At 52.3% G+C, this 23,389-nt stretch carries 25 protein-coding genes; 7 read left to right on the forward strand and 18 right to left on the reverse strand.

Annotated features, from left to right (window positions below):
- Positions 1–168: 168 nt before the first annotated feature.
- The 5 genes from EL633_RS20715 to EL633_RS20735 form a co-directional block, all read right to left on the reverse strand.
- A complete protein-coding gene (locus EL633_RS20715) occupies positions 169–726 on the reverse strand; it encodes a hypothetical protein (RefSeq protein WP_126629018.1) in 558 nt (185 codons plus the stop codon).
- Positions 727–1,187: 461 nt separating this feature from the next.
- A complete protein-coding gene (locus tag EL633_RS20720; protein WP_126629019.1) occupies positions 1,188–2,471 on the reverse strand; it encodes a macrolide family glycosyltransferase in 1,284 nt (427 codons plus the stop codon).
- Positions 2,472–2,550: 79 nt separating this feature from the next.
- Positions 2,551–3,045 (reverse strand): MarR family winged helix-turn-helix transcriptional regulator, encoded by a 495-nt coding sequence (locus EL633_RS20725; protein WP_126629020.1) that lies wholly within the window; start codon positions 3,043–3,045, stop codon positions 2,551–2,553.
- A 205-nt stretch (positions 3,046–3,250) separates the two neighbouring features.
- Positions 3,251–3,889: an NAD(P)-dependent oxidoreductase gene (locus EL633_RS20730; RefSeq protein WP_126629021.1), complete on the reverse strand. Its 639-nt coding sequence runs from the start codon at positions 3,887–3,889 to the stop codon at positions 3,251–3,253.
- Between the two features lie 145 nt (positions 3,890–4,034).
- Positions 4,035–5,015, reverse strand: coding sequence for a CPBP family intramembrane glutamic endopeptidase (locus EL633_RS20735; protein ID WP_126629022.1), 981 nt, complete (start codon positions 5,013–5,015; stop codon positions 4,035–4,037).
- A 133-nt stretch (positions 5,016–5,148) separates the two neighbouring features.
- Here EL633_RS20735 and EL633_RS20740 point away from each other — a divergent pair, with 133 nt between their 5' ends.
- Positions 5,149–5,826, forward strand: a complete 678-nt coding sequence (locus EL633_RS20740) for a hypothetical protein (protein WP_126629023.1) — start codon at positions 5,149–5,151, stop codon at positions 5,824–5,826.
- Here the strand turns inward: EL633_RS20740 and EL633_RS20745 are convergent.
- Positions 5,823–6,041 carry a hypothetical protein gene (locus tag EL633_RS20745; protein ID WP_126629024.1) on the reverse strand — a complete coding sequence of 73 codons (219 nt, stop codon included), beginning with the start codon at positions 6,039–6,041 and terminating at the stop codon, positions 5,823–5,825. The genes EL633_RS20740 and EL633_RS20745 overlap by 4 nt on opposite strands.
- A gap of 21 nt (positions 6,042–6,062) precedes the next feature.
- On the opposite strand from EL633_RS20745, the gene EL633_RS20750 reads away from it, so the two are divergent.
- The gene (locus EL633_RS20750) at positions 6,063–7,289 is read left to right on the forward strand and encodes an MFS transporter (RefSeq protein WP_126629025.1); all 1,227 of its coding nucleotides are present in this window, start codon (positions 6,063–6,065) and stop codon (positions 7,287–7,289) included.
- Positions 7,290–7,603: 314 nt separating this feature from the next.
- A complete protein-coding gene (locus tag EL633_RS20755; RefSeq protein ID WP_126629026.1) occupies positions 7,604–8,329 on the forward strand; it encodes a hypothetical protein in 726 nt (241 codons plus the stop codon).
- Here the strand turns inward: EL633_RS20755 and EL633_RS20760 are convergent.
- The gene (locus tag EL633_RS20760; protein WP_126629027.1) at positions 8,319–9,215 is read right to left on the reverse strand and encodes an SDR family oxidoreductase; all 897 of its coding nucleotides are present in this window, start codon (positions 9,213–9,215) and stop codon (positions 8,319–8,321) included. The genes EL633_RS20755 and EL633_RS20760 overlap by 11 nt on opposite strands.
- Positions 9,216–9,388: 173 nt before the next feature.
- On the opposite strand from EL633_RS20760, the gene EL633_RS20765 reads away from it, so the two are divergent.
- Positions 9,389–10,240: a helix-turn-helix transcriptional regulator gene (locus tag EL633_RS20765; RefSeq protein WP_126629028.1), complete on the forward strand. Its 852-nt coding sequence runs from the start codon at positions 9,389–9,391 to the stop codon at positions 10,238–10,240.
- 50 nt (positions 10,241–10,290) lie between these two features.
- On the opposite strand, the gene EL633_RS20770 is transcribed toward EL633_RS20765, so the two are convergent.
- The 3 genes from EL633_RS20770 to EL633_RS20780 are packed head-to-tail and all read right to left on the reverse strand — an operon-like array spanning position 10,291 to position 13,750.
- A complete protein-coding gene (locus EL633_RS20770) occupies positions 10,291–11,868 on the reverse strand; it encodes an ABC transporter permease (RefSeq protein WP_126629029.1) in 1,578 nt (525 codons plus the stop codon).
- The gene (locus tag EL633_RS20775) at positions 11,865–12,797 is read right to left on the reverse strand and encodes an ABC transporter ATP-binding protein (protein WP_126629030.1); all 933 of its coding nucleotides are present in this window, start codon (positions 12,795–12,797) and stop codon (positions 11,865–11,867) included. Before EL633_RS20775 ends, EL633_RS20770 begins: the two co-directional genes overlap by 4 nt.
- A gap of 2 nt (positions 12,798–12,799) precedes the next feature.
- Positions 12,800–13,750 carry a TetR/AcrR family transcriptional regulator gene (locus tag EL633_RS20780; protein ID WP_126629031.1) on the reverse strand — a complete coding sequence of 317 codons (951 nt, stop codon included), beginning with the start codon at positions 13,748–13,750 and terminating at the stop codon, positions 12,800–12,802.
- A gap of 464 nt (positions 13,751–14,214) precedes the next feature.
- Here EL633_RS20780 and EL633_RS20785 point away from each other — a divergent pair, with 464 nt between their 5' ends.
- On the forward strand, positions 14,215–14,670 hold the full coding sequence (locus EL633_RS20785; protein ID WP_126629032.1) for a transposase: 456 nt from the start codon (positions 14,215–14,217) through the stop codon (positions 14,668–14,670).
- Positions 14,671–14,987: 317 nt separating this feature from the next.
- Positions 14,988–15,431 carry a DoxX family protein gene (locus tag EL633_RS20790; protein WP_126629033.1) on the forward strand — a complete coding sequence of 148 codons (444 nt, stop codon included), beginning with the start codon at positions 14,988–14,990 and terminating at the stop codon, positions 15,429–15,431.
- Between the two features lie 100 nt (positions 15,432–15,531).
- Here the strand turns inward: EL633_RS20790 and EL633_RS20795 are convergent, their stop codons facing one another.
- The 8 genes from EL633_RS20795 to EL633_RS20830 form a co-directional block, all read right to left on the reverse strand.
- Entirely contained in the window at positions 15,532–15,993 is a 462-nt protein-coding gene (locus EL633_RS20795) for a VOC family protein (protein ID WP_126629034.1), read from the reverse strand.
- Positions 15,994–16,021: 28 nt separating this feature from the next.
- Positions 16,022–16,399, reverse strand: a complete 378-nt coding sequence (locus tag EL633_RS20800) for a VOC family protein (RefSeq protein WP_126629035.1) — start codon at positions 16,397–16,399, stop codon at positions 16,022–16,024.
- Positions 16,400–16,668: 269 nt separating this feature from the next.
- Positions 16,669–17,007 (reverse strand): VOC family protein, encoded by a 339-nt coding sequence (locus EL633_RS20805; protein ID WP_126629036.1) that lies wholly within the window; start codon positions 17,005–17,007, stop codon positions 16,669–16,671.
- A gap of 110 nt (positions 17,008–17,117) precedes the next feature.
- Positions 17,118–17,882 carry a MerR family transcriptional regulator gene (locus tag EL633_RS20810; protein WP_126629037.1) on the reverse strand — a complete coding sequence of 255 codons (765 nt, stop codon included), beginning with the start codon at positions 17,880–17,882 and terminating at the stop codon, positions 17,118–17,120.
- 166 nt (positions 17,883–18,048) lie between these two features.
- The gene (locus EL633_RS20815) at positions 18,049–18,543 is read right to left on the reverse strand and encodes a DinB family protein (protein WP_126629038.1); all 495 of its coding nucleotides are present in this window, start codon (positions 18,541–18,543) and stop codon (positions 18,049–18,051) included.
- A 383-nt stretch (positions 18,544–18,926) separates the two neighbouring features.
- The gene (locus EL633_RS20820) at positions 18,927–19,520 is read right to left on the reverse strand and encodes an SRPBCC family protein (protein WP_126629039.1); all 594 of its coding nucleotides are present in this window, start codon (positions 19,518–19,520) and stop codon (positions 18,927–18,929) included.
- A gap of 423 nt (positions 19,521–19,943) precedes the next feature.
- Positions 19,944–20,705 (reverse strand): hypothetical protein, encoded by a 762-nt coding sequence (locus tag EL633_RS20825; RefSeq protein ID WP_126629040.1) that lies wholly within the window; start codon positions 20,703–20,705, stop codon positions 19,944–19,946.
- A 226-nt stretch (positions 20,706–20,931) separates the two neighbouring features.
- The gene (locus tag EL633_RS20830) at positions 20,932–21,654 is read right to left on the reverse strand and encodes a hypothetical protein (protein WP_126629041.1); all 723 of its coding nucleotides are present in this window, start codon (positions 21,652–21,654) and stop codon (positions 20,932–20,934) included.
- A gap of 176 nt (positions 21,655–21,830) precedes the next feature.
- Here EL633_RS20830 and EL633_RS20835 point away from each other — a divergent pair, with 176 nt between their 5' ends.
- Positions 21,831–23,195, forward strand: coding sequence for an ArnT family glycosyltransferase (locus tag EL633_RS20835; RefSeq protein ID WP_126629042.1), 1,365 nt, complete (start codon positions 21,831–21,833; stop codon positions 23,193–23,195).
- Positions 23,196–23,389 lie beyond the last annotated feature (194 nt).

The following is a 23,389-nucleotide window of genomic DNA, read 5'->3' on the forward strand; positions in this document are numbered from 1 at the left end:
TCGTGTATCGAGTGGAAGAAGTGAGAATACGACGTTACGTACGTAACGTCACGCCGGCTCTTCTGTAAAACAAGGGATGGAAAGTTGTTTAGATGGTTGTGGCGAAAACCTTGTGATACAGGTAAACGTCAAATAGGATACACACGCGTCTCGTTTCAAAAAAGTCGCCTAACTTATAGACGTCAGCCAGATGCCCGCGATCACTAGCGAAATGATGAGTAATACCAGGATCGTGCCCAGAATGATATATTTCATTCTTTTTCTCTTCACGCTGGCATTCTTTCTCCTGATTGCGGCTCCAATGGATGGAGTATTGGAGCCCAATACCGCCTGAGGCAATTGTACGGGCGGGGGAGCACTCAAACCGGGCTGCGATACCATAGGCGGAGGTTGGGCCGGCGCACCCAGTCCCGAGAGAGAAATATGCTGCGGCCATTGCGCGGGTGGGGATGTACCCAGGCCGGAGAGCGACGTTCCTGATGGAGTTTGTGTGGGCATACTCAAGCCATGAAGAGAGATGGGTGGCGGCGTTTGCGTTGGTGTAGGCGTACTCACATCGGGCAGAGAGATGCGTGGTGGATTTTGTGCGGGTGTGGCATTGTTTGTGCCAACAAGAGACCTGAATTGAGGATTTTTTTCAGGAAGCGTATTTTGTATACCTGAGAGAGATTTAAATTGACCTCCTTTTGCACTATTCTTCCCGGACAAATTTTGCTCTTCTTGCATATATAAATATTCCTCTTCCTATTACGATTGTTTCAATAAAAAGATTTTTTTGTTATGAGAGTAGAAATAGAGATGAAAAGCTAGCGGCCTCTCTTCTTGATGATTGAAATAAATATAAATAGCTTCAAATGTATCTATTATAATAGATCGTTGTACCGCACATAATGTTACATTTACCGACAAGAATAGCCAAAAGTGGTAGTTCAAAGGACAAATCGTAACGGCAGGACTTGTCCCTGCGACTGGTCCGACGTACGACCAGGCACAAGCCGGAGGCTGAAGGACGCGCTTTGCTGGGCACGCTTCAATGTAAATGCATTTTTGAGGGACATTTGTTACGTGAAGCGGTAGCAGGGGCAAGACCTGCCGTTACGTGAAGCGGTAGCAGGGGCAAGACCTGCTGAGATAGAATCCCTCTCTCTCGTTCCTGCGAGAGAGAGGGATTCTGGATGATTAGTGGATTATTTGGATGGCTGGCCGCTAAAGCTGGCGATGGCGTCGGCGGCCTGATGGGCGCCGCCGGAGTTGCGGATGGTTTGTTGCATGTCTGCGACATTTTTGCGGATCGTTGCATCCTGGCTGACGCGCTTAACAGCTTCGCGTAGGATGGTGGCATTGAGTTCATCTGTCTTCAGCGCCATACCCAGTCCTATATCGCTGACACGTTGCGCGGTGATGCTTTGCTCGGGCTGTTGCGGGACGACGATGAGTGGCACGCCATAGTAGAGTCCTTCCATGGTACTATTCATGCCGCCATGGGTGATAAAGGCACGGCTCTGCGCGAGCACTTCTAGCTGTGGGAGATAGGGTGCGACCTGGAAATTAGCTGGCACCGCTCCCAGTTTTTGCAGGTCGATGCGCTTCCCATGTGCCATGACGACGTGCCAGGGCTCGTGGGCAAAGGCTTCAAAGCAGAGCTTGAAGAAGTCCGGCTGATTATTCATGACCGTACCCAGCGAGATATATAGTACCGGCTCCTCGGCCCGTTTGCGTAGCTCAAAGGTTGGTGCATCCTGGCGCGGGAAGATCGAGGGTCCGACAAACACAAAGCGCTTGTCGAAGTTCTCACCACCCGGTTGAAACTCCTTAGGAATAAAGCTGATATTCAGCTCTTCATGGTGGAACCATAGATCCTGGGGACTGACCGGTTCAATGTCATAGCGGGCACATAACCGATCCAATTCTTGCTGAAATGCCGTCATTTCTGGTCCCTTGATCTGAGAGAAAGGACCCTGGGCCATGGGAGGCGCGCCCGCTGGCGGCGTCGTCGGGGCCTGTCCTGGAGCTCCCATGGGAGGGCGACCCTGGACGAAAGGTCCCCTTGCCATTAGCGCGCCTATGCTAGAATTGGGAACATAGCTAGGACGCAGTTTGACGGCGGGCACATCAAGAATGCGGGCCGCCAGTAGACCGGATAGGCTCATAAAATCATAGATCAGGCAGTCGGGCCGCTCGGCCTGTAGTTGCTCGATAATCTCGGGTAAGGCCAGCGTATTGGCGTGTAGCATCTGTATCAGCATCATCTGAGGAGGCCCACCCTGTGGAGCAGGCATCTCGGCTGGAGGTCCAAACTCCGGCATGTGATAAGGATGAAAGGTCGCGCCAGTGGACTCGATTGAGGCTCGAAACTCCTCAGTCACATAATAATCGACCTGAGCGCCACGAGCCACCAATTCCTGGGCTAGAGCCAGCGTCGGATTTACATGTCCATAGGCCGGCACATTTATAATTGCATAACGTGTCATGAGCTTATAATCAATCCTTTATCGATGGAAAATCTGGATTCTTGTCTGAGCCAACCCATGTTCAGGCCAGCGGGCACGATTATTTGTCAAGAGAATGATTTCTACAATGGTGCATTGTCTCATCAATTGGATGCGTATCCAATGAATCCACAAATTCCTGTAAAAGTGACAGCAACTGCTGGCTTTTATCAGGTCCCATCGTGCTCAGGCTCTTATGCAAAGGACTCTCTCCATTAGAGCGTTGCAGGCGATCCAGGGTTTCACTGCCCTCTGGTGTCAGGGACAGGGGGGTGCGTCGGCGATCCAATGGATCACGTTCGCGCCTCACCAGGCCTTTGCGCACCAGCAACTCGACCGTTGGAGCCAGCGTCGAAGGATCTAATCCCAGATCGCGACTCACCTCATTCAATGCCATTGCCCGTTCACTAATGCGGCGCAACACCAGAAACTGATGTGGTGAAAGCCCAATGTCAGCATCGTCTAAACGCTGCATCAACTCCTGTCGCGCCGTCTTCATGATCGTCGTACACAGCATCCGTACCTTATCCGCCGCAGAGCCTGCGTCGCTATCCATCTTTGCCCATCCTTTAGTGTAATGTTGTAACCCTTGAGTCTATTTGTAAGACCAATCGTTTGCCATCCAAAGTATATCCCACCAGATGCAAACAAGCAAGTAGATTCGTCCCTTGCGGCCGCTTGTTTCCCGTATGCTCAGGTTGCTTCAATGGCATAATTCACGGCTGCGAGGTTCTGTCGCGGCCGTGAATTGAGGAGTCTGGTTAGTAGGCGACGCAGATGCGCTGGCGGCTGAATTGGGGATGTTCAACCTCGTCGAGGATGGCGACCGCAAAATCTTCGGCGGAAATCTTGCTCTCGCCTTTGTCGTCTGTGAGCAGTCGATCGGTGCCGGTACGGTAGTGTCCGGTGCGTGTCCCCGGCTCAATCAGGGCCGCAGGACTCACATTGGTCCATTCTAATGTCTTCTCTTGCTTATAGATATCCAAAGCGCTTTCGTGCGCGCTGGCTATCCCTTTCCAGCCCGTTGGAAACTCGGGCGTATCGGCGAGCTTCACACCGGGGGCGACCTCAAGGCTGCCAGCCCCGCCGACCGCGATCAGGCGCTTGATACCTGAGCGCCTGACCCCATCTAGTAATGAATGGGTAATCGTGAGCAACTGCTCGGGATCCCCATCATGACCGGGTCCCAGCGTGCTTATAACGATATTGTGGCCCACGACCTTCTGGGCGACACTTTCAATATCCAGCACATTACCGGCTACGACCACCAGATTAGGATTTGAGAGATCCATGCTGGCTGGATCACGCACAATCGCCGTGACCTGATGGCCGCGCCTCAATGCTTCATCCAGCACACGTTGTCCGATCATGCCCGTGGCACCAAATAATGCGATTTTCATTTTTTTGAACTCCTATTTCTGCCTCGTGGCTCTCTGTCCCCAACGCTTTTTCAGCCTTCATCATGTCACCAAAAACGCTCTTTGCGCAATGGAGCCGCCCTACGGCCCGCTACGACCCTTTTGTTCTGGCGGCCTCGCTCCCTGTCTATAATGCCTGTACGTAGGTACGGGAGCGGCGGTACAGGCGGTAACATATCCAGGCCAGTCCGCTGAGCAGGATGGCAAGTACGGGTACGCTGGCCTCAGGACCATAAACGCCGCCTGTGAGCCAGTCGGGTCCGCTGGGCGCGAGCTTGATCAGGGTGCCGCCGGAGATGGTCATGCCGCTCACCTGCATGCCAAAAATATTGCCTTCCGCCCAGTTCCAGGCGGCGTGCCAGGCGCAGACGCCCCAGATGCTCCCTTCGAGCAGGGCGTAGCCAGCCAGAAAGAGCGATACCACAATCAGGACCAGGGCCGATAGCAGGTTATAACTGCCGAGGTGGTCTGGAATGTGCAGGAGTGTGAAGGTGATGGTTGAGAGCGCGATGCCGACCCAGGGCCGATAGCGTGCGCCCTGGGTCGGCATCAGCCAGCCACGCATCAAGATCTCTTCAGTGGGTCCCTGTATTAAAAACGCCGGCAGTACAATCAGGACCCCTGAGAGGGCCGACCAGCCGATCTGATCCGGCGTATTGTTAATGGATCGTACGGATCCGGTCAGCCAGAGGACACCGATCGAGAGCGCGAACATGGCCAGTCCCGCCAGAAAGCCGCGCAGAATCTTGCTAGCGGCACCCTGAGCTTGAAAACCAAGGGTCCAGAATGGGCGCCCTTCATAGAGCCTGACCCATAAGGCCACACCCAGAATGACAAAGCTATATTGGAATGCCGTTTGGATCAGCAGGCTCAGCGCCTGGAGGCTGACATTCTTGCTGCTTCCCCATGCGTTCAGAATGGGTCCTAGTCCCAGGAGAACCATGATCACATAGGCCAGCAGCAGACAGGCAAAGAAGGCAAACAACAGTGGTAGCGCCACAAACCAGGGTGTCAGGCGCTTGCCACGCCGTGCCAGCTCAAATAAGGTCTGTGAACCAGCCAGCATATCTCGCGTAGCCGCTGGTTGCTGTGTCGAGGTTGGCAGCATAAAACTCCTTGCATACGGATGATTTGATAAAAATTTTACAACATTACGCTGGATAAAGGGTCCTTTTTTGATCTCTTAGAACTACAATCTGATATATAATAGTATTATATTTTTTCGATGAAAGATGAGCTGTATGAACCGAACAAATCCTCAGAGCGTCAAGCAGAATCGGCGTGACAAGCAGATGCGCCGTGAAGCCGAGCGCTTGCGTGAACAGCAGCGTCAACGTAGGAAGACTGGTCTGATCGTTGGTACCATTGTGCTGGTGGTGGCGATTATGGGTGTATTTATCTGGCGCGGCATGGCTAGTGGCGTCTCGACAACAAATACGGCCAGCACCCCTGACACAACAGCAACAAATAGTCAGAGTAGCGCTACGACGCCATATGCTCCCTTGAACGGCATTACCTGTGACACCCAGGAGCAACTGGCCTATCATGTTCACGCCCATTTATCGATGTATATCGATGGTAAACCCGTAGCGGTGCCGCAAACGATCGGTATTGCCAGCGACAATTCTTGTATTTACTGGCTGCATACCCATGATACCAGTGGCATCATCCATATCGAGTCGCCGACCCAGAAGAAATATACCCTTGGTGATTTCACACAACTGTGGGGCAAACGCTTCTCGAATCTTCAGTATGAGCCTAAATTAGATCAGGCTACTGGCTGGAAGGCCTATGTGGATGGTAAGCCGTATAGCGGCGATTTCCATAACATTGAATTACAGTCCCATACCCTGGTGACCCTGGCTTATAATTCGCCTGACGTCAAACCCGATACCACCTATGCCTGGCAGGGCCTCTAACTAAGCGCGGCCCACAACCAGGCAAGCATATTAAAAAAGGGAGCCGTATGTTCGGACATAATTGACTCGTAATCTGTTAGCATCTTCTGGCTTGCCAGCCTGTGTTGCTGGCATGTTTTGGTCCGCACGTCGCCTGGCGCTGCGGTCGTTTGTGCTGCCCGTGGTCCTCCTGCTTCTTCCTGTATAGAACGATTTTTGTCAAGTAATCTAGCCATGAAGAAGGAGTTTCTACTATTATGCAACCAGAATTGCAGCCCTCCGAGCGACCACTGTGGCGTAATCGGGATTTCCTGTTGCTCTGGAACGGCCAGAGTATTTCTATGCTGGGATCGAACGTGTCGGCCCTGGCTCTACCGCTGCTGGTGCTGGCCCTGACACATTCGCCGGCCCAGGCGGGTTTCCTGACTGCCATGCGTCTCCTGCCCTATCTGTTGTTCAGCCTGCCGGCGGGCGCCCTGCTCGATCGCTGGAACCGCAAAACGGTCATGATCTGCTGTGAATTGACGCGCTGGCTGGCCCTGGGCTCGGTCCCGCTGGCCTATGCACTGGGACACCTGACGTTGCTCCAACTGTATCTTGTCGCCTTTGTCGAGGGGAGTGGCTATGTCTTTGCCAGTCTGGCCCAGATCTCCGCGCTACCTCAGGTGGTGGCCGAGCCTCGTCTGGCCCAGGCCTATGCGCTGGACACCGTCAGCGAATCCCTTGGTACCCTGCTGGGACCGAGCCTGGGTGGCTTCATTATCGGCCTGACTCCCGTGGTGGTCCTGGGAGCTAGCTATGCCTATCTGGCCGATAGCCTATCCTATCTGGTTTCGTTGATCTCGCTGCTGTGTATCCGCACATCCTTCCAGACCGAGCGCCCGCTAACTAAGAGGCGTGCCCTGCATAAAGAGATCATAGAAGGACTGCGTTTTCTCTGGAATCAACCGCTCTTGCGCAGCATGGCCATCCTCACCATGGCCGTGAACTTCTTGCAGGCCCCGCTCACGCTGGTCGTGATCATCCTGGCCCAGAACATCCTGCATCTGGATGTACGCATGCTCGGCCTGATGCTCGGGATCAGTGGGATCGGTGGTATTCTCGGCGGGATCTGTGCTCCCTGGCTCCAGACACGTGTGAGCCGTGGCCTGACCATAATTGGCTGTATTCTGCTCTGGAGTCTGTCTGCTCTCCTGCTGGCCCTCTCCACATCACCCATCATGGTTATTCTCGGTAGTGCCCTCACCAGCCTGGTCTGGCCGCTCTACGGAGTCATCGTCGTATCCTATCGGCTCAGTCTGACCCCCGATCACTTGCAAGGCCGTGTCAACAGCGCCTTCCGCTTCCTCACCTATGGCAGCGAACCGCTCGGCACCGCCCTTGGCGGCCTCCTACTCATCCCCCTCGGCGTCCGAGGAATCCTGACCGCCATCGCCATCGGCCTGCTCGTCTGTGCCATCCTCGCCACCCTACGCACAGCCTGAGAAGAACCGTAACGGCAGGTCTTGCACCTGCAACCTGACCACGTACGTAACGTTCTTTACACGCTTCGTCGTGTAAAGCGAACTGGAATAGGTGCAAGGCCCAATACATCTCACGTAGCAAACGTTTCGGATCCGACATGCTCATGCTCAGGAACCTTCACATAGAGCGAGGAGACGGCAAACCGCTCTACATTAAGGTCCCTGAGTATGTCCAAGATGGTATGCATGTTGTTGCAAAAATGTATGATCTCCACGATTTAAATAATTAGGGGGCATTAATATACTGGATATAAAAGAAGTTTGAGAGGTAAAATATGAAGATAGCTGTTGATATTGATGGAACGCTATGCTGGAGTAATTTGCCCGTTTTTTTAGATGAGTGCAATCGCCAATTTAATCTGAACATCGACCCAGACATCCTGAATAATCTGGAAAGCAAAGACGCGTTTTATGTGCTGCCAGAGGTTCAGGCTGCGCGATCCGAGCATCCATATCTAGATGATGAGTTGGCCTGGATTGAGTTTCGAGAACGATGTCTGCTGGCATCGTTGCCGCTCGACGATGCAGCCATAGGTGTTGCGAAACTGGCCTCAATTGGAGAGATTATTTACTATACCTCCCGCTATTCAGAAACACCTGAAATACAAAAAGAGATAGAAGAAGCCACTTTCAGCTGGTTGAAATACCAAAAACTTATAAATTATGAACAGGTTGTATTCTGTAACCGGATACAAGGAAAAGTATTAGAAATATTGAAGATCGCTAAAAATGATAATATAATCCTTATTGATGATAGTTATGTACGCATACTTGAAGAAATCAAGCAGCTTCAGAAACACGAATATGTTTTATTACAAGAGAGGCTATTGCTTATAGCCATGCGCGCATATGAACGTGAGTTACCGTCGACAGATCTCAACATTGTTCCTCTCTCAAGCTGGGAAGACATCGAGATTATTCTGGAAAGGATTCAGGCTCATGGCACGGATGAGCAATGCTGTCCGCACCATGAGCCTATCTACGGTGATATTATTTCTTGAGGTTGAAGTAGTGACCGTGTTCGATGTCCTCGATCAGCGCAGGCCTGGTTGGCTGCCATCCCATGCGTTCACGGGTTAACGCGTTCGAGATTGGGTTGTCGATTGGCACCATCATTGAGAGCCAGCCGAAGTGGTCTGCTGCGTCTTTGGGGTCAATGCTGACGACCGGTAGCTTTAGCTGACGGCCGATGGCCTCGGCGATAGCGCGGAATGGCACACCTTCCTCGGCGGCTCCATGTAGTCGGGTGCCGGCCGGGGCGTCTTCCAGGGCTAGCCGGAACAACTGTGCTGCGTCGAGACGATGCACGGCAGGCCAGCGGTTCGCGCCATCGGCGATGTAGGCCGACACGCCCTTCGCGCGGGCGAGGCCGATCAGACTCGGGATGAAGCCGTGTATGTCGCCTTCGCCATGTACAGTCGGCGCGAGTCGCACGACCGCTGAGCGCACGTCGCGCCCGGCCATCGCTATGACTGTATTTTCCGCAACGGCCCGGGGTAATCCAGCCGCGCCTTCTTCCTCCTCTGTTCCCACGCGACCCGGTGTGAGCATCAATGTTCCCGAGGTGCCCACGAACGGCTTGCCGCTCCCTTCGAGCACCGCACCGATGGTCTCGATGGCGCGCCGGTCGATCGCGGCCGCGGCCGCCATGTCTGAAAAATCGTGGACATAGGCAAGATGGATAACGCCGTCCGCCGCAGCGGCACCACTGCGCAGGCTCTTCAGGTCGTCCAGCGTACCATGCTGCACCTCGGCACCAGCCGCTTTCAACGCGGCTGCGCCCGTATCCGAGCGCGAGAGACCAACAACCTGATGTCCTGCATCAAGGAGTTCACGGACAAGCACAGATCCAATATAGCCGGTCGCACCGGTGACAAAAACTCTCATGGGAAATTCCTCCATTAGATTTTATAGCTTTAGGGTTAAAATTTGTCTTTGCAAGTTGTTCTTGACATATCGAAAGTGTATACTGCAAGAGATACTAGAACAAGATGAGCGTTTATCATAGGAGTCAGACTCCTATAGTCTCGCGATCCAGGGGAACAAAAGGAGGAGCAGCAATGACGATACGTGAGCAGGAGAATCCGCGCTTGCAAGAGCTCGGAGATTTTCTTCGCACCAGGAGGGCTCGGCTTGCTCCTGAAGACGTGGGATTGCCACGAGGAGGCAGGCGACGAGCGCCCGGACTCAGACGAGTAGAAGTGGCTCAGCTAGCAGGCGTCAGTGTGGACTGGTATACCTGGTTGGAGCAGGGGCGCTCGATTACCGCTTCGACCCAGGTCTTAGAAAGCATCGTCCAGGCCTTGCGCTTGAATGTTAGTGAGCGAGAACATCTCTTCTTCTTAGCTCATCAGCAGCCGCCTCCCGAGAGAGCATGGGAGCTGGAGATTGTGAGTCCAACATTACAGAACTTCCTGGATCATCAGGGTTTGAGTCCAGCCTTTGTCTTAGGACGACATTGGGATGTTGTGGCCTGGAACGCAGCGGCTAGCATCCTCTTTGGCGATTATAACCAGCTGACCAGTCGCGAACGCAATTCCATCTGGCGCATGTTCACCACGCCAGGACATCGACACTTCCTGGTTGATTGGGAAGAGCATGCGCGCCGGATGGTCGCGCAGTTCCGTGCCAGCTGTGGTCGGTATCCTGGTGATCCGCGTTTGACAGAGCTGATCCATGATCTGATGCTATGTAGCCCTGAATTCCGGGCCTGGTGGTCCGATCATGAGGTGCTTGGTCCGTTAGAAGGCCACAAAACGTTTAATCATCCACAGGCTGGCTATCTCCATTTTGAGCATCTCACCTTTCAGGTCTTTGACGCGCCCGATCTCAATGTCAATGTCTATACCCCCGTGGATGAAGGAGATACACCAACCAAAATCTCGCAACTGCTCTCGGAGAAATCAAGATGATAGTGGATGGTGAGAGAGATCCTATAAACTCACCACCCACTATCAGCTGCTCATTGGAGGTCGCGGAGGCGGAAGCTGGCGAGTCCTGCTATGATCAATAGCAGGGCAATGACGAGCAGCCAGACGATGGCGCCAGGCGACCCCTGGCCGATCAGCAGTTTGGGGACGTTGGTGAAGGGTGATATATATTGTATTTGCTGGTTGGCTCTGAGTAACTCACCACTGAGATCGAGTGCGACACAGATTACCAGCACGGTCCAGCTGGCGATGACCGCGAAGCGTGGGAGCAGGCCGAAGAAGGCAATGGTGATACCGAGCAGGACCCAGACGGCTGGAACGTAGGCCAGTGAGGCGGCCAGGATACGTGGGAGTTCATGGCCTACATTCCCTGTACTGATGCCGTGGGTGAGTCCCGCTGTGAAACCGAATGTGGCCAGGATCAGCGTTGAGCCAAGGAGTACGATCAGTAGATGAGAACCCGCCCACCTGAGCCGTTGGACCGCCGTTGCCAGTATGGGTTCGGCGAGTCCATTTGTTTCCTCGGAGCGCAGTTGGAGGGTGGCTTGGACGGTATATACGGCGACAACCTCGACAAAGATCGTCAGGGCGAGCGTGAAAAAGCTATCTCCTACCTGGGCTTTGCTGCTGATAAGTCCAGGAGGGAGCTGGCTCTCGGCGTTTTGGACGATATAGCCAAATACAGCTCCCAGGAGCGCGAAGGCGCTGGTCCAGGCAAACAGGCCGACACGGTGCTGACGCCAGGCCAGAGCCAGCGGACCATTCAGGCCCGGGGCCGCGCTGGCTGGTCCGAGGCGTGCTGAGAAAAGTCCGGCGCCGAGATCCCTGCGGGCCGCGATAGCATAGGCCGTGCCAAGCAGGAGAGCGACCGAGCCGAGAAAGAGGAGCAGTACCCACCAGTTCTCGCTGGTAAAGGGATGGATCTGACGCATCCAACCGAGCGGGGTGCTCCAGTAGAGCCAGGACCAGCCGTTGGCTTCGCCTGCATTGGCGAGCATGCGCAGGACATAGAACAGGCCGATGGCGATCCCTACCAGGCTTCTCGCCATGCCTGCTCGCTGGCATAGCTGTGCGACCACGCCCGCCATGGCTGCAAAGAAACATCCCACCAGTGCTAATGATAGTCCAAGCGCGATAGATCCAGCGGCGGGCAGGCCAAGGCCAAGCAGTCCGATGGCAAGGATCATTCCGGTGGCGAAATCGGCTCCGCATGTCAGTAGGAGCGCGGCGGTCAAGGGTGCCTGACGACCGATGATTGCCGCGCCAAGCAGTTCGCGTCGCCCGCTCTCTTCTTCGCTACGCGTATGGCGAATCAGCGTGAGCATACTGGCGATCCCAATGATAATCGCACTAGCCATGGAGAAGCGCCACGCCGTAAGTCCGCCTACAGAGGGAATAAGTACCCGACCGAGCATAACGACCTCAGCAGGAGAGGCGTCAACTTGACCGGCAAAGGCCTGGCGTGCAGCTTCAGTGGGATAGAGTTGCATATAGCTGGAGGCGAAGCTGATGCCAAGGAGCGCGATCAAGAGGATCCAGATCGGGAGCACAATGCGATCTCGGCGCAGCATAAAGCGCAGCAAGCTGCCTGTTCCTATAAATTCGTTCATCGTGCCACCTCCGCCTGTTTCTCATTGGAATTTCCGCCTGGTTGTTCCATCTGGTAATGGCGCATGAATAGCTCTTCCAGGGTTGGTGGCTGGCTGACCAGACTTTGCAGGTCCAGCGAGCTAAGATAGCTGAGTACAGTATTTAGCTCGCTGGTATCGACCTCAAAGCGCACGCGATTCCCCTGCACCTGTAGACCATGCACGCCCGCGAGGGTCGCCAGCTGGTCCGGCGTCTTAGCGACATTGGCCGAGATCGAAGTACGGGTCAGATGGCGCAGCTCGGTCAGGCTGCCGCTCTCCACCAGGCGACCACTGCGAATAATGCTGACGCGATCACAGAGGGCCTCGACCTCGGAGAGGATATGGCTGGAGAGCAGGACAGTGCGTCCTTGCTGGCGCAGTTCTTCAATGCACTCGCGGAAGACCGCCTCCATTAAAGGATCAAGGCCCGACGTTGGCTCGTCCAGCACGAGTAGCTCGACATCGGAGGCCAGCGCCGCTATCAGAGCGACTTTTTGCCGATTACCCTTGGAGTAAGTGCGCGCCTTCTTACGAGGATCGAGCTCGAAGCGTGTCAGTAGTTCAGTGCGGCGCCGCGCGTCCAGTCCACCGCGTAAGCGTCCAAGCAGATCGATGACCTCGCCGCCAGTAAGATTAGGCCAGAGCGTCACATCGCCGGGCACATACGCCAGCCGGCGATGCAGTGGCACTGCATCCTGCCAGGGATCACCACCAAGGAGCCGGGCAGAACCAGTATCCGCCCGCAGCAGTCCTAGCAGAATACGAATCGTCGTAGTTTTCCCAGCCCCATTAGGTCCTAGAAAGCCATGCACCTCACCCGTGCGCACGCTCAAATTCAGTCCATTCAACGCTTGCACCCGACCAAACGCTTTTGTCAGATCAACAACTTCAATCGCAGCATCTTGCATAACTATGACTCTCTTTCTGGTCTCTCTTTCATATAGCGATATAAGCTGGCACGCGAGATGCCGAGGGTCGCGCAAATCTCTTCAATAGACTTATCGGTATCGGTGTAGAGGCGCTGTGCCAGTGTAATCCGCTCATCTGTCTGTAGCTTCTTTGGTCGGCCGCCCTTCCTGCCTCGGACTCTGCCAGGCCCCCGTTTGGTAGATAGGTGGGCCGTGAATTCCTGCGTGTGGTCGGACTGTTCTTGCGCATTGGCTACCGCGCGATCCATGAAGTCTGAGAACGCCTGAGAGGCTGCCTGGAAGGCGTTGGATGATGAAGGACCACCTGGTTCCAACGTACGGCGGGCCGTCTCAGCCATCATCTCGGCCAGTAGCTCATCGGAAAGTAAAAATTCCGCTGGCAGGAAGCGGGCCACCAGGAAAAAGCCAGTAAAAATGGCGGAAAAGGTATAAACCTGCAACTGCAGGCTCAAATCTGTCCGTACTAATCCCTGTTCACGTAACAATTGCAGATAGGTCACGAAGCCCGATATTTGCTCCATGTAGGCCGCTGTCCCCTTCTCATCATGGGCCAGCTTGCCAAGCATATCAGTATCGCGTAAGAGGAGCGCCTTCAATAACGGACGTTTCAGCAAGGCCAACGCTGAATATTTGAGGATACCATGCAGCGTCGCCCCTTGCGGGTCCTGTTCCATCTGCACCCTGATCTCCTCAGCCATCTCTATCTTCTCACGGGTGATAAGCGCCTCAAAAAGCTCTTCACGCGACTTCCAATGCAGATAGAGCGTCCCCTTTCCCACCCCGGCCTCGCTGGCGATATCGTTAAGGGTCGTCTTAGCGTAGCCCCAGCGCAAGATCAGAGTGGTCGCAACATCCAGAATACGTTTCGCCCGCTCCTCGCGCCGCGAACTTTCAGGCGCCGCCACCATCGTCTCCTGACCCCGTTCTACCAAAATACTTTCTCCTTCTCATAAACAAATGACCAAATTGATATAAATGGTCACGCACTGATCTCTACAAACTATACTCCGCAAAGCCCATCAGGTCAAGCCCAAAAAGCCCCTTGAGGCCAATTTTCATCCAATAAAGCCAGAACTCGTTTCAGAACCGTCTCAAATTTAAACGTATCAAAACCGTCTCAATTTCAACCACCGCCGGCGAACACGAAACCGTCTCATTTTCAACCATGTTGGCGAACACATAGTCGTAGCGGCAGCCCTGGAGGCTGCGCACCTCCCCCCACGAGCGAAGCTAGCACCATGAATCCACCTCTCCTCACGCCTCGCTCTACGACCACCTCCGGCCACCTACCCCCACGCAAACGCACCTTCAAATCCTCCCCCCATACTTTCCGCTATTACGCCTATGAAAGGCATCTTATTTATAGTAAATACTCTAGAAAGGATGGGCCAAATTAATGTCGCATAAATATCACAACCCCATGCGCCTCAAAGGATACGATTATCGTTCAGGAGGAGCTTACGCTATCACTATCAAGGCCAAAATTGGTACCCGGATCTTCTGTCATCCCCATCTACGCTTTATCCTTGAAACAGAATGGGCAAAACTTGCTGAACGCTTTCCCGGTGTCGCGCCTATGACATTTATGGTGATGCCCGATCATCTCCATTGCATGCTGTTGATTGATGGCAATGTCGAAGATGTATGCAGTGTGAGCGATGTCATTGGTGCTTATAAATCCATTGTCTACAATGTCTGGCAATATTACGTTTACGTGAACAAAATTAAACTACCAACCGCTCTCTGGAAGCGTCGTTTCTACGACCATATTGTGCGTAACGAGATCGATTTTGCTAATCAAACGGCTTATATTCTGAATAATCCTATTAAGGCCAAGTTGAAAAAGCAATAAAGTCTTATAAGGTGGATGCATCTGCATGTGGGGAGGTGGCCGGAGGATAGAGCGGGGCGAGACGAGGAGGGAGGTGAGCTCATGGTGTGGGCGGCTCCGCTCGATTGGGGAGGTGCGCAGCCTCCAAGGCTGCCGCTACTGCTGTTACCGTCGGTCTGTTCTCCACACGAAAATGTATATTCAAAGCGATGTGGACAAGACTACCAATCTGTGCTGAAAGAGCAAGATGGAAGAAGTTTTTTTCTTTCTGGCGTGTTATATTGTTTTTATAAGGTGATGTGCATTTAACGATATATGCGAATGGAGATAATCACAATATGAGCAAAATATTGAACGAGCAGCAGATGAATGAAAATGCCGATACGACGGGACGAAAAAGGCCGGCCATGAATGTGTTATTGTGGGTGGTTCAGGTCTTGCTGTTTCTGGCTTTCCTGTTCTTTGGTGGTACAAAACTGTTCTCACCAATTGAAGTATTGACTGCGCAGACGCCGCTGCCAGGTATCATCATTCGGCTGATCGGAACAGCTGAAGTACTAGGTGCATTAGGCCTGCTCTTGCCGATGCTGCTACGCATCCTGCCCATCCTGACGCCGCTGGCCGCTACCGGCCTGACGATTCTCATGGCTGGCGCAACCATCTGTTCGCTCGTATGGGGTTATGGTGCGGCATCATTACTTCCATTAATACTCGGCCTCCTGGCGGCATTTGTCCTTTATGGTCGTCGCTCCTACTTCAAAACTGCATCGCACGTAGCATAAAGAGACTGGTAGCCCCCCTTTTCAATGAAGTATCCTTCAGCGGAAAGGGGGGCCAGGAAAAGCAAGAAGCATCTTCAGGTAGTTTGATTTTTTGTGGCGGTCAGGCTTCCTGAAGGGTTTTAATGTCGAGCTTTTTCATCTTGAACATGGCCTCTGTGGCGCGCCTGGCTTTTTCGGGATCCTTAGACTGCATGAGCTGGCCCATATTGGCGGGGACGATCTGCCATGAGAGGCCATATTTATCGGTCAGCCAGCCGCATTGATCTTCGCGACCGCCGGCAGTGAGTTGTTCCCAGAGACTATCAATTTCCTGCTGCGTCTCGCAGTTGACCATCAGCGAAATGGCGGGTGTGAACGTATATTCTGGACCACCATTGATGGCCATGTATTCGATACCGTTGAGCTGGAACATAATCGCCAGGGCCGTTCCGGGTTGGCCGGGGCCGGCCTCAGTGTAGCGTGATATGTCAGTGATTTTTGAGTTTTTGAAGACCGATGTATAAAAATTGACGGCCTCTTCCGCATTGCCATCAAACCACAGACTGGTAACAATTTTCTGCATAGCTTGCCTCCTTAATCGTCTCTATGACTTAACTTTCTTTGTTTTCAAAGAGTCCATACTCGTTATTATCCTGATCCACGAATTGAGCCCAGTAGCCCCAGAACTCCTGTTTGGGTTCGGCTGTGAAGCGCACACCACGGTCCTTGAGTTCGGAGCAGGTTGCCTGGATATCTCTGGTATGCACAATAAAGCCGATAAACGTGCCCATGCGTTGTCCCGGATTGTTCTGATTCTTTTCCAGCACGATCGTCGTAGCCGCACCGGCTGGCGCCACCTCTATCCAGCGTCCATCATCACCCATCGGCACATCGCTGCGTTTCTCAAAGCCGAGCTTATTGACATAAAAGTCGAGTGCCTCATCCTGATTTGATACCGCGACACAAACAGCGCCAACTTTGGTAATCATTGTTGTTTTCTCCTTTATATTATTGAATTTGTAGCCTGGAACATTAGTACCAGGACAAGTATAGCTCAGATAGAGTTAGCAAACTTCTTCTAAATTGCTCTTTTGCTATGTTGGCAAACCTGCCTTGATGAGTTTGTCTTCAAGATCTGCAAGATCGCGCTCAGGAGACTTACGTTTCTTTACCCTTAAAATGATGAAAGTCTCAGAAAGAGCAGAGGATACTGTATTCATGCTCTTTCTGAGAGGAAATGTGCATGCTGGTTCGCCAACTATGCGGCAATCTCGACAGTAAATCCGCCAGGCGCTTGCACATAAAATGTCCAGGCATGGCTGCGTTGTGGTGGATGCATCTCAAAGCCGTCATCTTTCAAACGTTGATACAGCTCGTTCACGCGTTGCTCGCTCTCCTGACCAAAGCCGATGTGAAATGTAGCAGGATAGGCGACGTTTTTGGCCTTCATCAAGGTGAGAACCAGGCCGTCGTCGTCAAAGAGCGCGCAAAAGCTTTTCTTGTCTCCTGGTTGTTTGCGCAACCCGAAATACTGTTCGAGAAAATCTGCTGCTGCCGGGACATCGGTGACGCTCAGATTGAGATGGTTCAATTTCATGGATAGTTGCTCTCCTTTCAAATCGACGAGAAAACGTTGTGCTGTTCATTAGTAATTGTATTTTAAAAGGGTGGTGTGTAAGTGGAGAGTTTGAGAGGAGGAGAAGTCTCCTATCCTGTGGAAAATCGCTCGATCATGCGTCCAATTTGCCCAATCATTTCCTGGGCGCGTTGCTCCAGTTCTAGCAGGCTTGCAAGCCAATGATCAGCAGCCGCAACAATAACTTTATCGACATTTTCTTCCGGTGGAACAGTCAGTGATTCACGCAGGCTCTCCGTGTTGCCGCTATCAAACTGGTTCAACATACGTAGAACCGCCATGAGGCTGAAGCCACTCTTGACAAGCATGCGAATAACCCGCAGCCGTCCAAACTCGGTGCCTCCATAGAGACGGTAGCCGTTGGTCGGGTCACGTGGGATTGTGAGCAGTCCGTTACGCTCCCAATTGCGCAGCATATGAACAGAAACATTAAGGTGTAGGGCTGCCTGGCGAATATGCATAGGATGTGGTGAGGCGTCCATTGTACGTCCCGCTGCCCAACGCTCAAGAAACTCAAGCGCGGATTCGGCATAGGTGCGTTCGACACGTACCTGAGCAAGATACTGATACGCGAACTCCATTGCCATGCCCAGATCGCCATTCGCTGCATTTTTCACTAGCATAATGAGCTGATGTTTATCACCTGCATATGGCCAGCGAAGTGCCAGCCATGTGAGCCGTGCTTGTTCGAGATGTAGCTCACTATACTGGCGATAGCCATTGGTCCCGCGCGGAATGGGGGTCAGGAACCCGGAGGCTTCATAAATCCGAATGGTGTTCACGTGGACTCCCAGCTCGCGCGCCAGATCGCTTGTGCGAAAAAATGTTGTTCCCATACATCCAATCCTACGGCCTTCTACGAGGAAATCTTTAACCGCTTGCAGTCGAGGAAACCCTCCACATATTAACCAATGTTGTGGCGCATTTCAACAGAAATTGTGCAGCTACAAAAAAAGGGTATCCCTTTTTAGGGATACCCCGCGTCTGTGCAGTATTGGGAACTTAGAGATCGATGGCCGGAATCTTATTGGCGCCCAGCACAAAAGAGAGCTCGCCGCCGTGATGGATATCATGCTCGATCAAATGCCAGATCACCCACTGACGCGACATGCGCTCGACCGTCCCATCATCATCCACATCCTCCAGCATCTCATCCAGATCCTCAGGCGTCCACTCTGCCAGAGCCTGTTGCAGTACATCCCATGTCCGCTCCAGCCCCTGTACCAACTCGGCCGCAGACCTGACCGGCTGGCCGGACCTATCCCAGGCCCCGATCTCAAACATCGCGTCGCCACCAATCTTCAACACATAATACGACCAGCGTGCCCGTGCTCCGATGATATGCGCGGCAATCGTATAGGCCGAGCGCAAATGTGGCGCAATCTGCGAACTCAACTGTTCCGCCGACAGCGGAGCAAGCGCCTTCACCAGATGCTGCTGATAGCCATCCCAACCCTGATAAAACTTCGCCAGATGTAATGGTGTATGCGTATTCATACTTAACTTTCCTCGTCTCGTTTTTCTTATAGCGATAAGTCAGCCACGTGGCCTGACCCATACAGACATCGAAATTGTGAAAATTCACTCTAAGAGCAACCAGACCAGCCCTCAACAAGCAATAAGTATCCACAGCTTATAGAGCATAGTCTTGCCCGGAATCGTCAGAAGAGAGAAAGTGCACCCGGAGAGATTATCGAGCCATATACAATATGGAATGTGGTTATGAGATTGTCAGTAGCAATATCGAAAGTGAAAACCGTCCAGAGGTGCACCGCTCCATATAAAATCCCTTTATATTCATAAGTCGGACCCTCCTTTCATCACTATAAAATCAGTAGTAACACGGAAAGTATATATCATCCCATATAATTAATCAATCGCTAACCTCTTATTGCCTGATTGAAATTTTGTTCGGCTTCAGTTTTAATCGTTTGCAAATATTTTTCCATCGCCTTTATTGTTGCCTTTTTTATCATCTCATCATCATTGAAGCGTCGGGCCAACCATCGTGGCATCAGACGCAGACGAAAAGTCGCCTCAGGTTGTGTACTATAGACAAAGATGGACGAGTTTGTATCTATAGATATACACCGAATATCGGTTTGGTCTATGAACGTATACCAGGGATGGTTTAGTTCTGAGTAGTTTTGTATGAGATGGTGTTCGGCATCGCGAAACCAACGACCGATAACCTTGCCCTCCTTCCCGAAAAAAGTCATCCTGGCAGAGATTGTCTGACCCTCCAATGGAGGGTTGGCTTGCACAACAGCATCCACATAGATAGTTATACGTACAGGCCCTACTTTCATATGAATGACTTGCCCTGCCGCCAGTGGTCCCTCAGGTGCGTTCTGGATGTACTTATTTGCCATTGTATCTTGTTTATCGGCTTGCTGCTTCTCAACGACCAACAACCACACTTGTTCAACCGGTGCGTTTATAACCAATGAATTATTAAGAGTGTTATCAGCCATGGCATTCCTCATATTTGTCGAAAAATATGCGCTCTCCATAGTTGAGCAAGCATCGCATGCCTGTGGCGCCTACATGAATCATGTTTCTTCAAGCATGACCGTTCAGCAAGGTGTAAGCATATGAAGCATGGTCTCCGCCAAGGGACGCGTCTGGATGTACGGACGTGGCTTGCAAAGTGTTCCTCATCAATCAAGCACACCAAAACATGATTGGTGTAGGCGCCACAGCACTGCGGGACGTTAAGATCCTCTGGCCCACGTAAACTCAGCAGTGCGGCCTTGCGTGTGGCGCTACTTCACGTACGCAAGGCTCCTGCCACACGTCGTGCCATTAAACCTGAGAGGTTGCCTCACCATTGCATATATGGACAACATACGTGCAATGATGAAATCTGTGGTTATCTCTCAGGAGAGCGTGACTTGTTAAGCCACCACCGCCACCACAGCCACGACCGTTGCAATGACGGTGCCCGCTGCTTTAAGTGCCGAGACAAGGCTATCGACCGCAGATTGAACATTCCAGTTCACATATGCCTGCCAACGCCACGTGTATCCGCTCGTCAACTCATCCCAGTGTAAGGCGATGTCGTCATTCCTATTAGATTGCGTCCAGATACAATCGCGTGAGCCGCTCTCAAATGTACCCGCCATATGGCCAGAGGCGGTAAAGGAATATGCCGTCCCTGCCGCACCCACGATAACCCATGAGAACTCAACATTATAGCTTGGTGCGCCCGAATCGTGAAAGCTGCCATTAAAGCTATAGGTTCCATCGGAATGCAGTGTGAGAGACGCAGAGCCACCAACAGGAACACCATTATCAAATGCGATATAGTTCGTGTTGAACGGTCCAAGTATGGTTACCTGTGGTACTGGTGTGGGTACCGGTGGTGTCGATGCAGGACTTGATGGCGTTGCTGGCGCGTAATCAGCAGGAGAATGTGGATGATAGACGGGTGAATAGGCATGGTGTAAATCCAGGATTTGCTTGAGGTATGGATGTCCAGCCTCCATGGTTTTGTCGGATGACTTGAGACTCGCCGGCGTGCGCTTCATAGTCGCTTCGCCTGCGACCATGCTTTGGATTGTACTCGTCTGCAAAACATCGTTCGCCATCTGCCCGATAACGGCCCCTTGGGAAGCGTTTACTTGCTGGGAATCATTTATCTCGGTTTGAGACATCATGAAATTCCTTTCCTTTTGAGAGGTTGAGTGAGAACTTGAACGCATGGAAATTCATGATACAAGTGCCGCTCGTCATCTCAATAGATAAACGACCTGCTATAGCTTTTTAGTTGATCACTTCCAGGTCTATGTTTATTATAAAAAGTAAACACTTCCTCCTCTATATTATGAACCCCTGCTCTCTCGATCTCTCCACTGCTTTGAACCGGTCAAACAGGTCCGTCAGTTAAAGTGCCGTCACTTCAAATCCTTTGACGCGCAGGATGGCTTTGCCGCAATCCAGGCGTAGTGGACCATTGGAGAGGGTGGCGGTTTTGGCGCTGGAGGCTCGACTGATGCGGACATTATCGGCGAAGAATTGTGTCTGCTCGGCTGAGACCTCGACACGGTATGTGTGCCACTGGCTGCCAGGCTCATAATCAAATGCCTGCGCATTCACATTCGCCTGCTGATGCATATCGGGATCAATCACCGTCTCGACCAGAGGATGGGTGGCATAGCCATGTGGTTTCGTATCCAAAAGATTCAGGATGCGCGACTGGAAGCCGTCGCGGCTGGATTGTGGGTCGGCTTTGACGATAAAGTAGCCGCCATCCTTTGGTACCTCGACCACCTGAAGCTGGAACTCAAGGGCATAATTAGCCACCGTCGGGCGATAAGGGATCGTCAACATACGATGCTCGCCCAGATCGGTCTGTGCATAGTCTCCCGCCAACTTCCAGCCGGCCGTCGCCTGCCATACCTTCAGCCCGCCCGCCCAACTCGACTGATACAACACTGTTCCCGCCAGTGACTTTGTCGGCGTCGGTCTCGGTGTCGTTGACGTATTCACCTCGCCAGTTGTACCAGGAGAGCAAGCGACCAGGCCATTGAACAGCAATAGACAACATAATCCAGCCGTAGCTATTAACCCATAAGAATAACGACGAATACGATTGCCAGTTAGCACCTCAGAATCCTTTCTATCACTTTTTAGTATTACTATTTACAATTACTATCTTGAATATACGTTGCTACATTATAGCTATTCACACAACCCAGGCTTTATTTGTGCTTGTTTATGTGCGGGATGTATATTATGATAGATATATATAAATAATTGCAGAAGAGGATGTTTCATAATTTATGATGAAAAGGATTTCATCGAGTACTATGCGGCGGCGTCATGGGCTTGCGATCGGAGTCTTTGTGCTGGCGGTGGTGGTGCGGCTGGCTTATAATCTGGTCAATGCGCATGGATATGTGGCTACTTATGATGCTGGGATCTATGAGCATATTGCGCGTAATTTGATTGATAACCATTGTTATTGTGTGCATGGTCAGTTTGCTTCGGTGAGCCGCGCGCCGCTCTGGCCCTGGATTATCGCGGCTCTCTATGTGGTCGGTGGTAAAGATCCTCTCTTGCCGCGCCTGTTCTATTGTGCGCTTGGCGCGGGCACCTGTCTGTTGATCTATTACTTTGCCCGGGATCTCTTTGGTCGGCGAATTGCTGCCGTTTGTGGCTGTCTGGCTGCTCTCTATACCGGGCTCTTTTTGTATGATGGCTGGCTCTATACGGAGTCGCTGTACACATTCTGCTTGCTTGGTTTTACCTATGCTTTGTTCCGTGTTCAGTATGTCAAAAACTTTTCTCAGACAGTTGAGCGGCATGAGCAGGTAGATATGCTCAAACGTGTACTGCACATGCGTTGGTTGATGGCTGCGGGCTGCTTTTTGGCCGCAGCTATCCTGACGCGTCCCAATGGTTCGGGGTTGTTTGCGGTGTTGGGACTATGGATGCTGCTCTTGCCTATTCTCAAGCTACAATCCTGGCGTGTTTCTCTGCGGCGTACGGTCCTGATTGCGCTCCTGGCGTTCTTGCTGGTCATCCCCTGGACCTACCGCAATTACTTGGTCACACAGCAACTGGTGCTGGTCGCCACTGGTATGGGTGAGGTGCTGGATGGAGCTTACAATGATAAGGTCCTCATTGGCGATCCCAATCAGCGTGGCTTCTGGACTCCTCCCGATGATAGCCGCATTCATGATGAAATTAATTATACGCTTGCTGATGATAAGCAGCAGACAGCCAGAGCGCTGGACTGGATGTGGACACATCTGGCGGAACTACCAACTATCTTTTGCTTGCATTTTATAAACATGTGGAAGCCTTACACTTACTCACACGGACTGCCCCTTGAGCAGTTTCCTGCGCGCCTCTCGTCGAAAATCCTGCTTATCCTCATCCCGATCCAGACCTGGCCTACCTATCTGCTCGCGGCCGTTGGACTTTTCCTGACGTGGAGGCGCTACAAAAAGCCGCTCTTGATGCTGTATCTTGTGCTTGGTTTTACCATCCTTCAAAACGTTATCTTCTATAGCACGATGCGTTTTCGCTTTCCTATCGAACCGCTATTGATTATCTGTGCAGGTGGTTTTGTTGCCCATATATTCCACTCAAGCTCATCTCGATTGCAATGTCGGCGAACAGTACCACGTCTCCCCGCGTAACGTAGCGGCAGGTCTTGCGCCTGCAACCTGTAGACGTATGACTATGCAAAAGCAGTACGCAGCACGTATCTGGATAGATTCGCCTTCACAAGATTACGTGTTTGAGGGATATTACGTACGTGAGCTGGAGCAGGGGCAAGCCCTGCCGTTACGTGGGGTGAGCGGCTGGCGGCCGTTGTTTGGGTTTTGACATG

The sequence above is a fragment of the Dictyobacter alpinus genome, assembly GCF_003967575.1.
GTDB classification, from domain to species: Bacteria; Chloroflexota; Ktedonobacteria; order Ktedonobacterales; family Ktedonobacteraceae; genus Dictyobacter; species Dictyobacter alpinus.

What these genes read in the sequence shown, in the direction of transcription:
- EL633_RS20730 (WP_126629021.1), bottom strand. Translation starts at nt 3,889, where the DNA reads ATGAAAATCGCATTATTTGGTGCCACGGGCATGATCGGACAACGTGTG.
- EL633_RS20820 (WP_126629039.1), bottom strand. Translation starts at nt 19,520, where the DNA reads ATGGCTGATAACACTCTTAATAATTCATTGGTTATAAACGCACCGGTT.
- EL633_RS20725 (WP_126629020.1), bottom strand. Translation starts at nt 3,045, where the DNA reads ATGGATAGCGACGCAGGCTCTGCGGCGGATAAGGTACGGATGCTGTGT.
- EL633_RS20795 (WP_126629034.1), bottom strand. Translation starts at nt 15,993, where the DNA reads ATGCAGAAAATTGTTACCAGTCTGTGGTTTGATGGCAATGCGGAAGAG.
- EL633_RS20800 (WP_126629035.1), bottom strand. Translation starts at nt 16,399, where the DNA reads ATGATTACCAAAGTTGGCGCTGTTTGTGTCGCGGTATCAAATCAGGAT.
- EL633_RS20740 (WP_126629023.1), top strand. Translation starts at nt 5,149, where the DNA reads ATGAACCGAACAAATCCTCAGAGCGTCAAGCAGAATCGGCGTGACAAG.
- EL633_RS20770 (WP_126629029.1), bottom strand. Translation starts at nt 11,868, where the DNA reads ATGAACGAATTTATAGGAACAGGCAGCTTGCTGCGCTTTATGCTGCGC.
- EL633_RS20720 (WP_126629019.1), bottom strand. Translation starts at nt 2,471, where the DNA reads ATGACACGTTATGCAATTATAAATGTGCCGGCCTATGGACATGTAAAT.
- EL633_RS20835 (WP_126629042.1), top strand. Translation starts at nt 21,831, where the DNA reads ATGATGAAAAGGATTTCATCGAGTACTATGCGGCGGCGTCATGGGCTT.
- EL633_RS20745 (WP_126629024.1), bottom strand. Translation starts at nt 6,041, where the DNA reads ATGGCTAGATTACTTGACAAAAATCGTTCTATACAGGAAGAAGCAGGA.
- EL633_RS20765 (WP_126629028.1), top strand. Translation starts at nt 9,389, where the DNA reads ATGACGATACGTGAGCAGGAGAATCCGCGCTTGCAAGAGCTCGGAGAT.
- EL633_RS20755 (WP_126629026.1), top strand. Translation starts at nt 7,604, where the DNA reads ATGAAGATAGCTGTTGATATTGATGGAACGCTATGCTGGAGTAATTTG.
- EL633_RS20715 (WP_126629018.1), bottom strand. Translation starts at nt 726, where the DNA reads ATGCAAGAAGAGCAAAATTTGTCCGGGAAGAATAGTGCAAAAGGAGGT.
- EL633_RS20735 (WP_126629022.1), bottom strand. Translation starts at nt 5,015, where the DNA reads ATGCTGCCAACCTCGACACAGCAACCAGCGGCTACGCGAGATATGCTG.
- EL633_RS20825 (WP_126629040.1), bottom strand. Translation starts at nt 20,705, where the DNA reads ATGATGTCTCAAACCGAGATAAATGATTCCCAGCAAGTAAACGCTTCC.
- EL633_RS20775 (WP_126629030.1), bottom strand. Translation starts at nt 12,797, where the DNA reads ATGCAAGATGCTGCGATTGAAGTTGTTGATCTGACAAAAGCGTTTGGT.
- EL633_RS20790 (WP_126629033.1), top strand. Translation starts at nt 14,988, where the DNA reads ATGAGCAAAATATTGAACGAGCAGCAGATGAATGAAAATGCCGATACG.
- EL633_RS20785 (WP_126629032.1), top strand. Translation starts at nt 14,215, where the DNA reads ATGTCGCATAAATATCACAACCCCATGCGCCTCAAAGGATACGATTAT.
- EL633_RS20750 (WP_126629025.1), top strand. Translation starts at nt 6,063, where the DNA reads ATGCAACCAGAATTGCAGCCCTCCGAGCGACCACTGTGGCGTAATCGG.
- EL633_RS20810 (WP_126629037.1), bottom strand. Translation starts at nt 17,882, where the DNA reads ATGGGAACAACATTTTTTCGCACAAGCGATCTGGCGCGCGAGCTGGGA.
- EL633_RS20805 (WP_126629036.1), bottom strand. Translation starts at nt 17,007, where the DNA reads ATGAAATTGAACCATCTCAATCTGAGCGTCACCGATGTCCCGGCAGCA.
- EL633_RS20760 (WP_126629027.1), bottom strand. Translation starts at nt 9,215, where the DNA reads ATGAGAGTTTTTGTCACCGGTGCGACCGGCTATATTGGATCTGTGCTT.
- EL633_RS20815 (WP_126629038.1), bottom strand. Translation starts at nt 18,543, where the DNA reads ATGAATACGCATACACCATTACATCTGGCGAAGTTTTATCAGGGTTGG.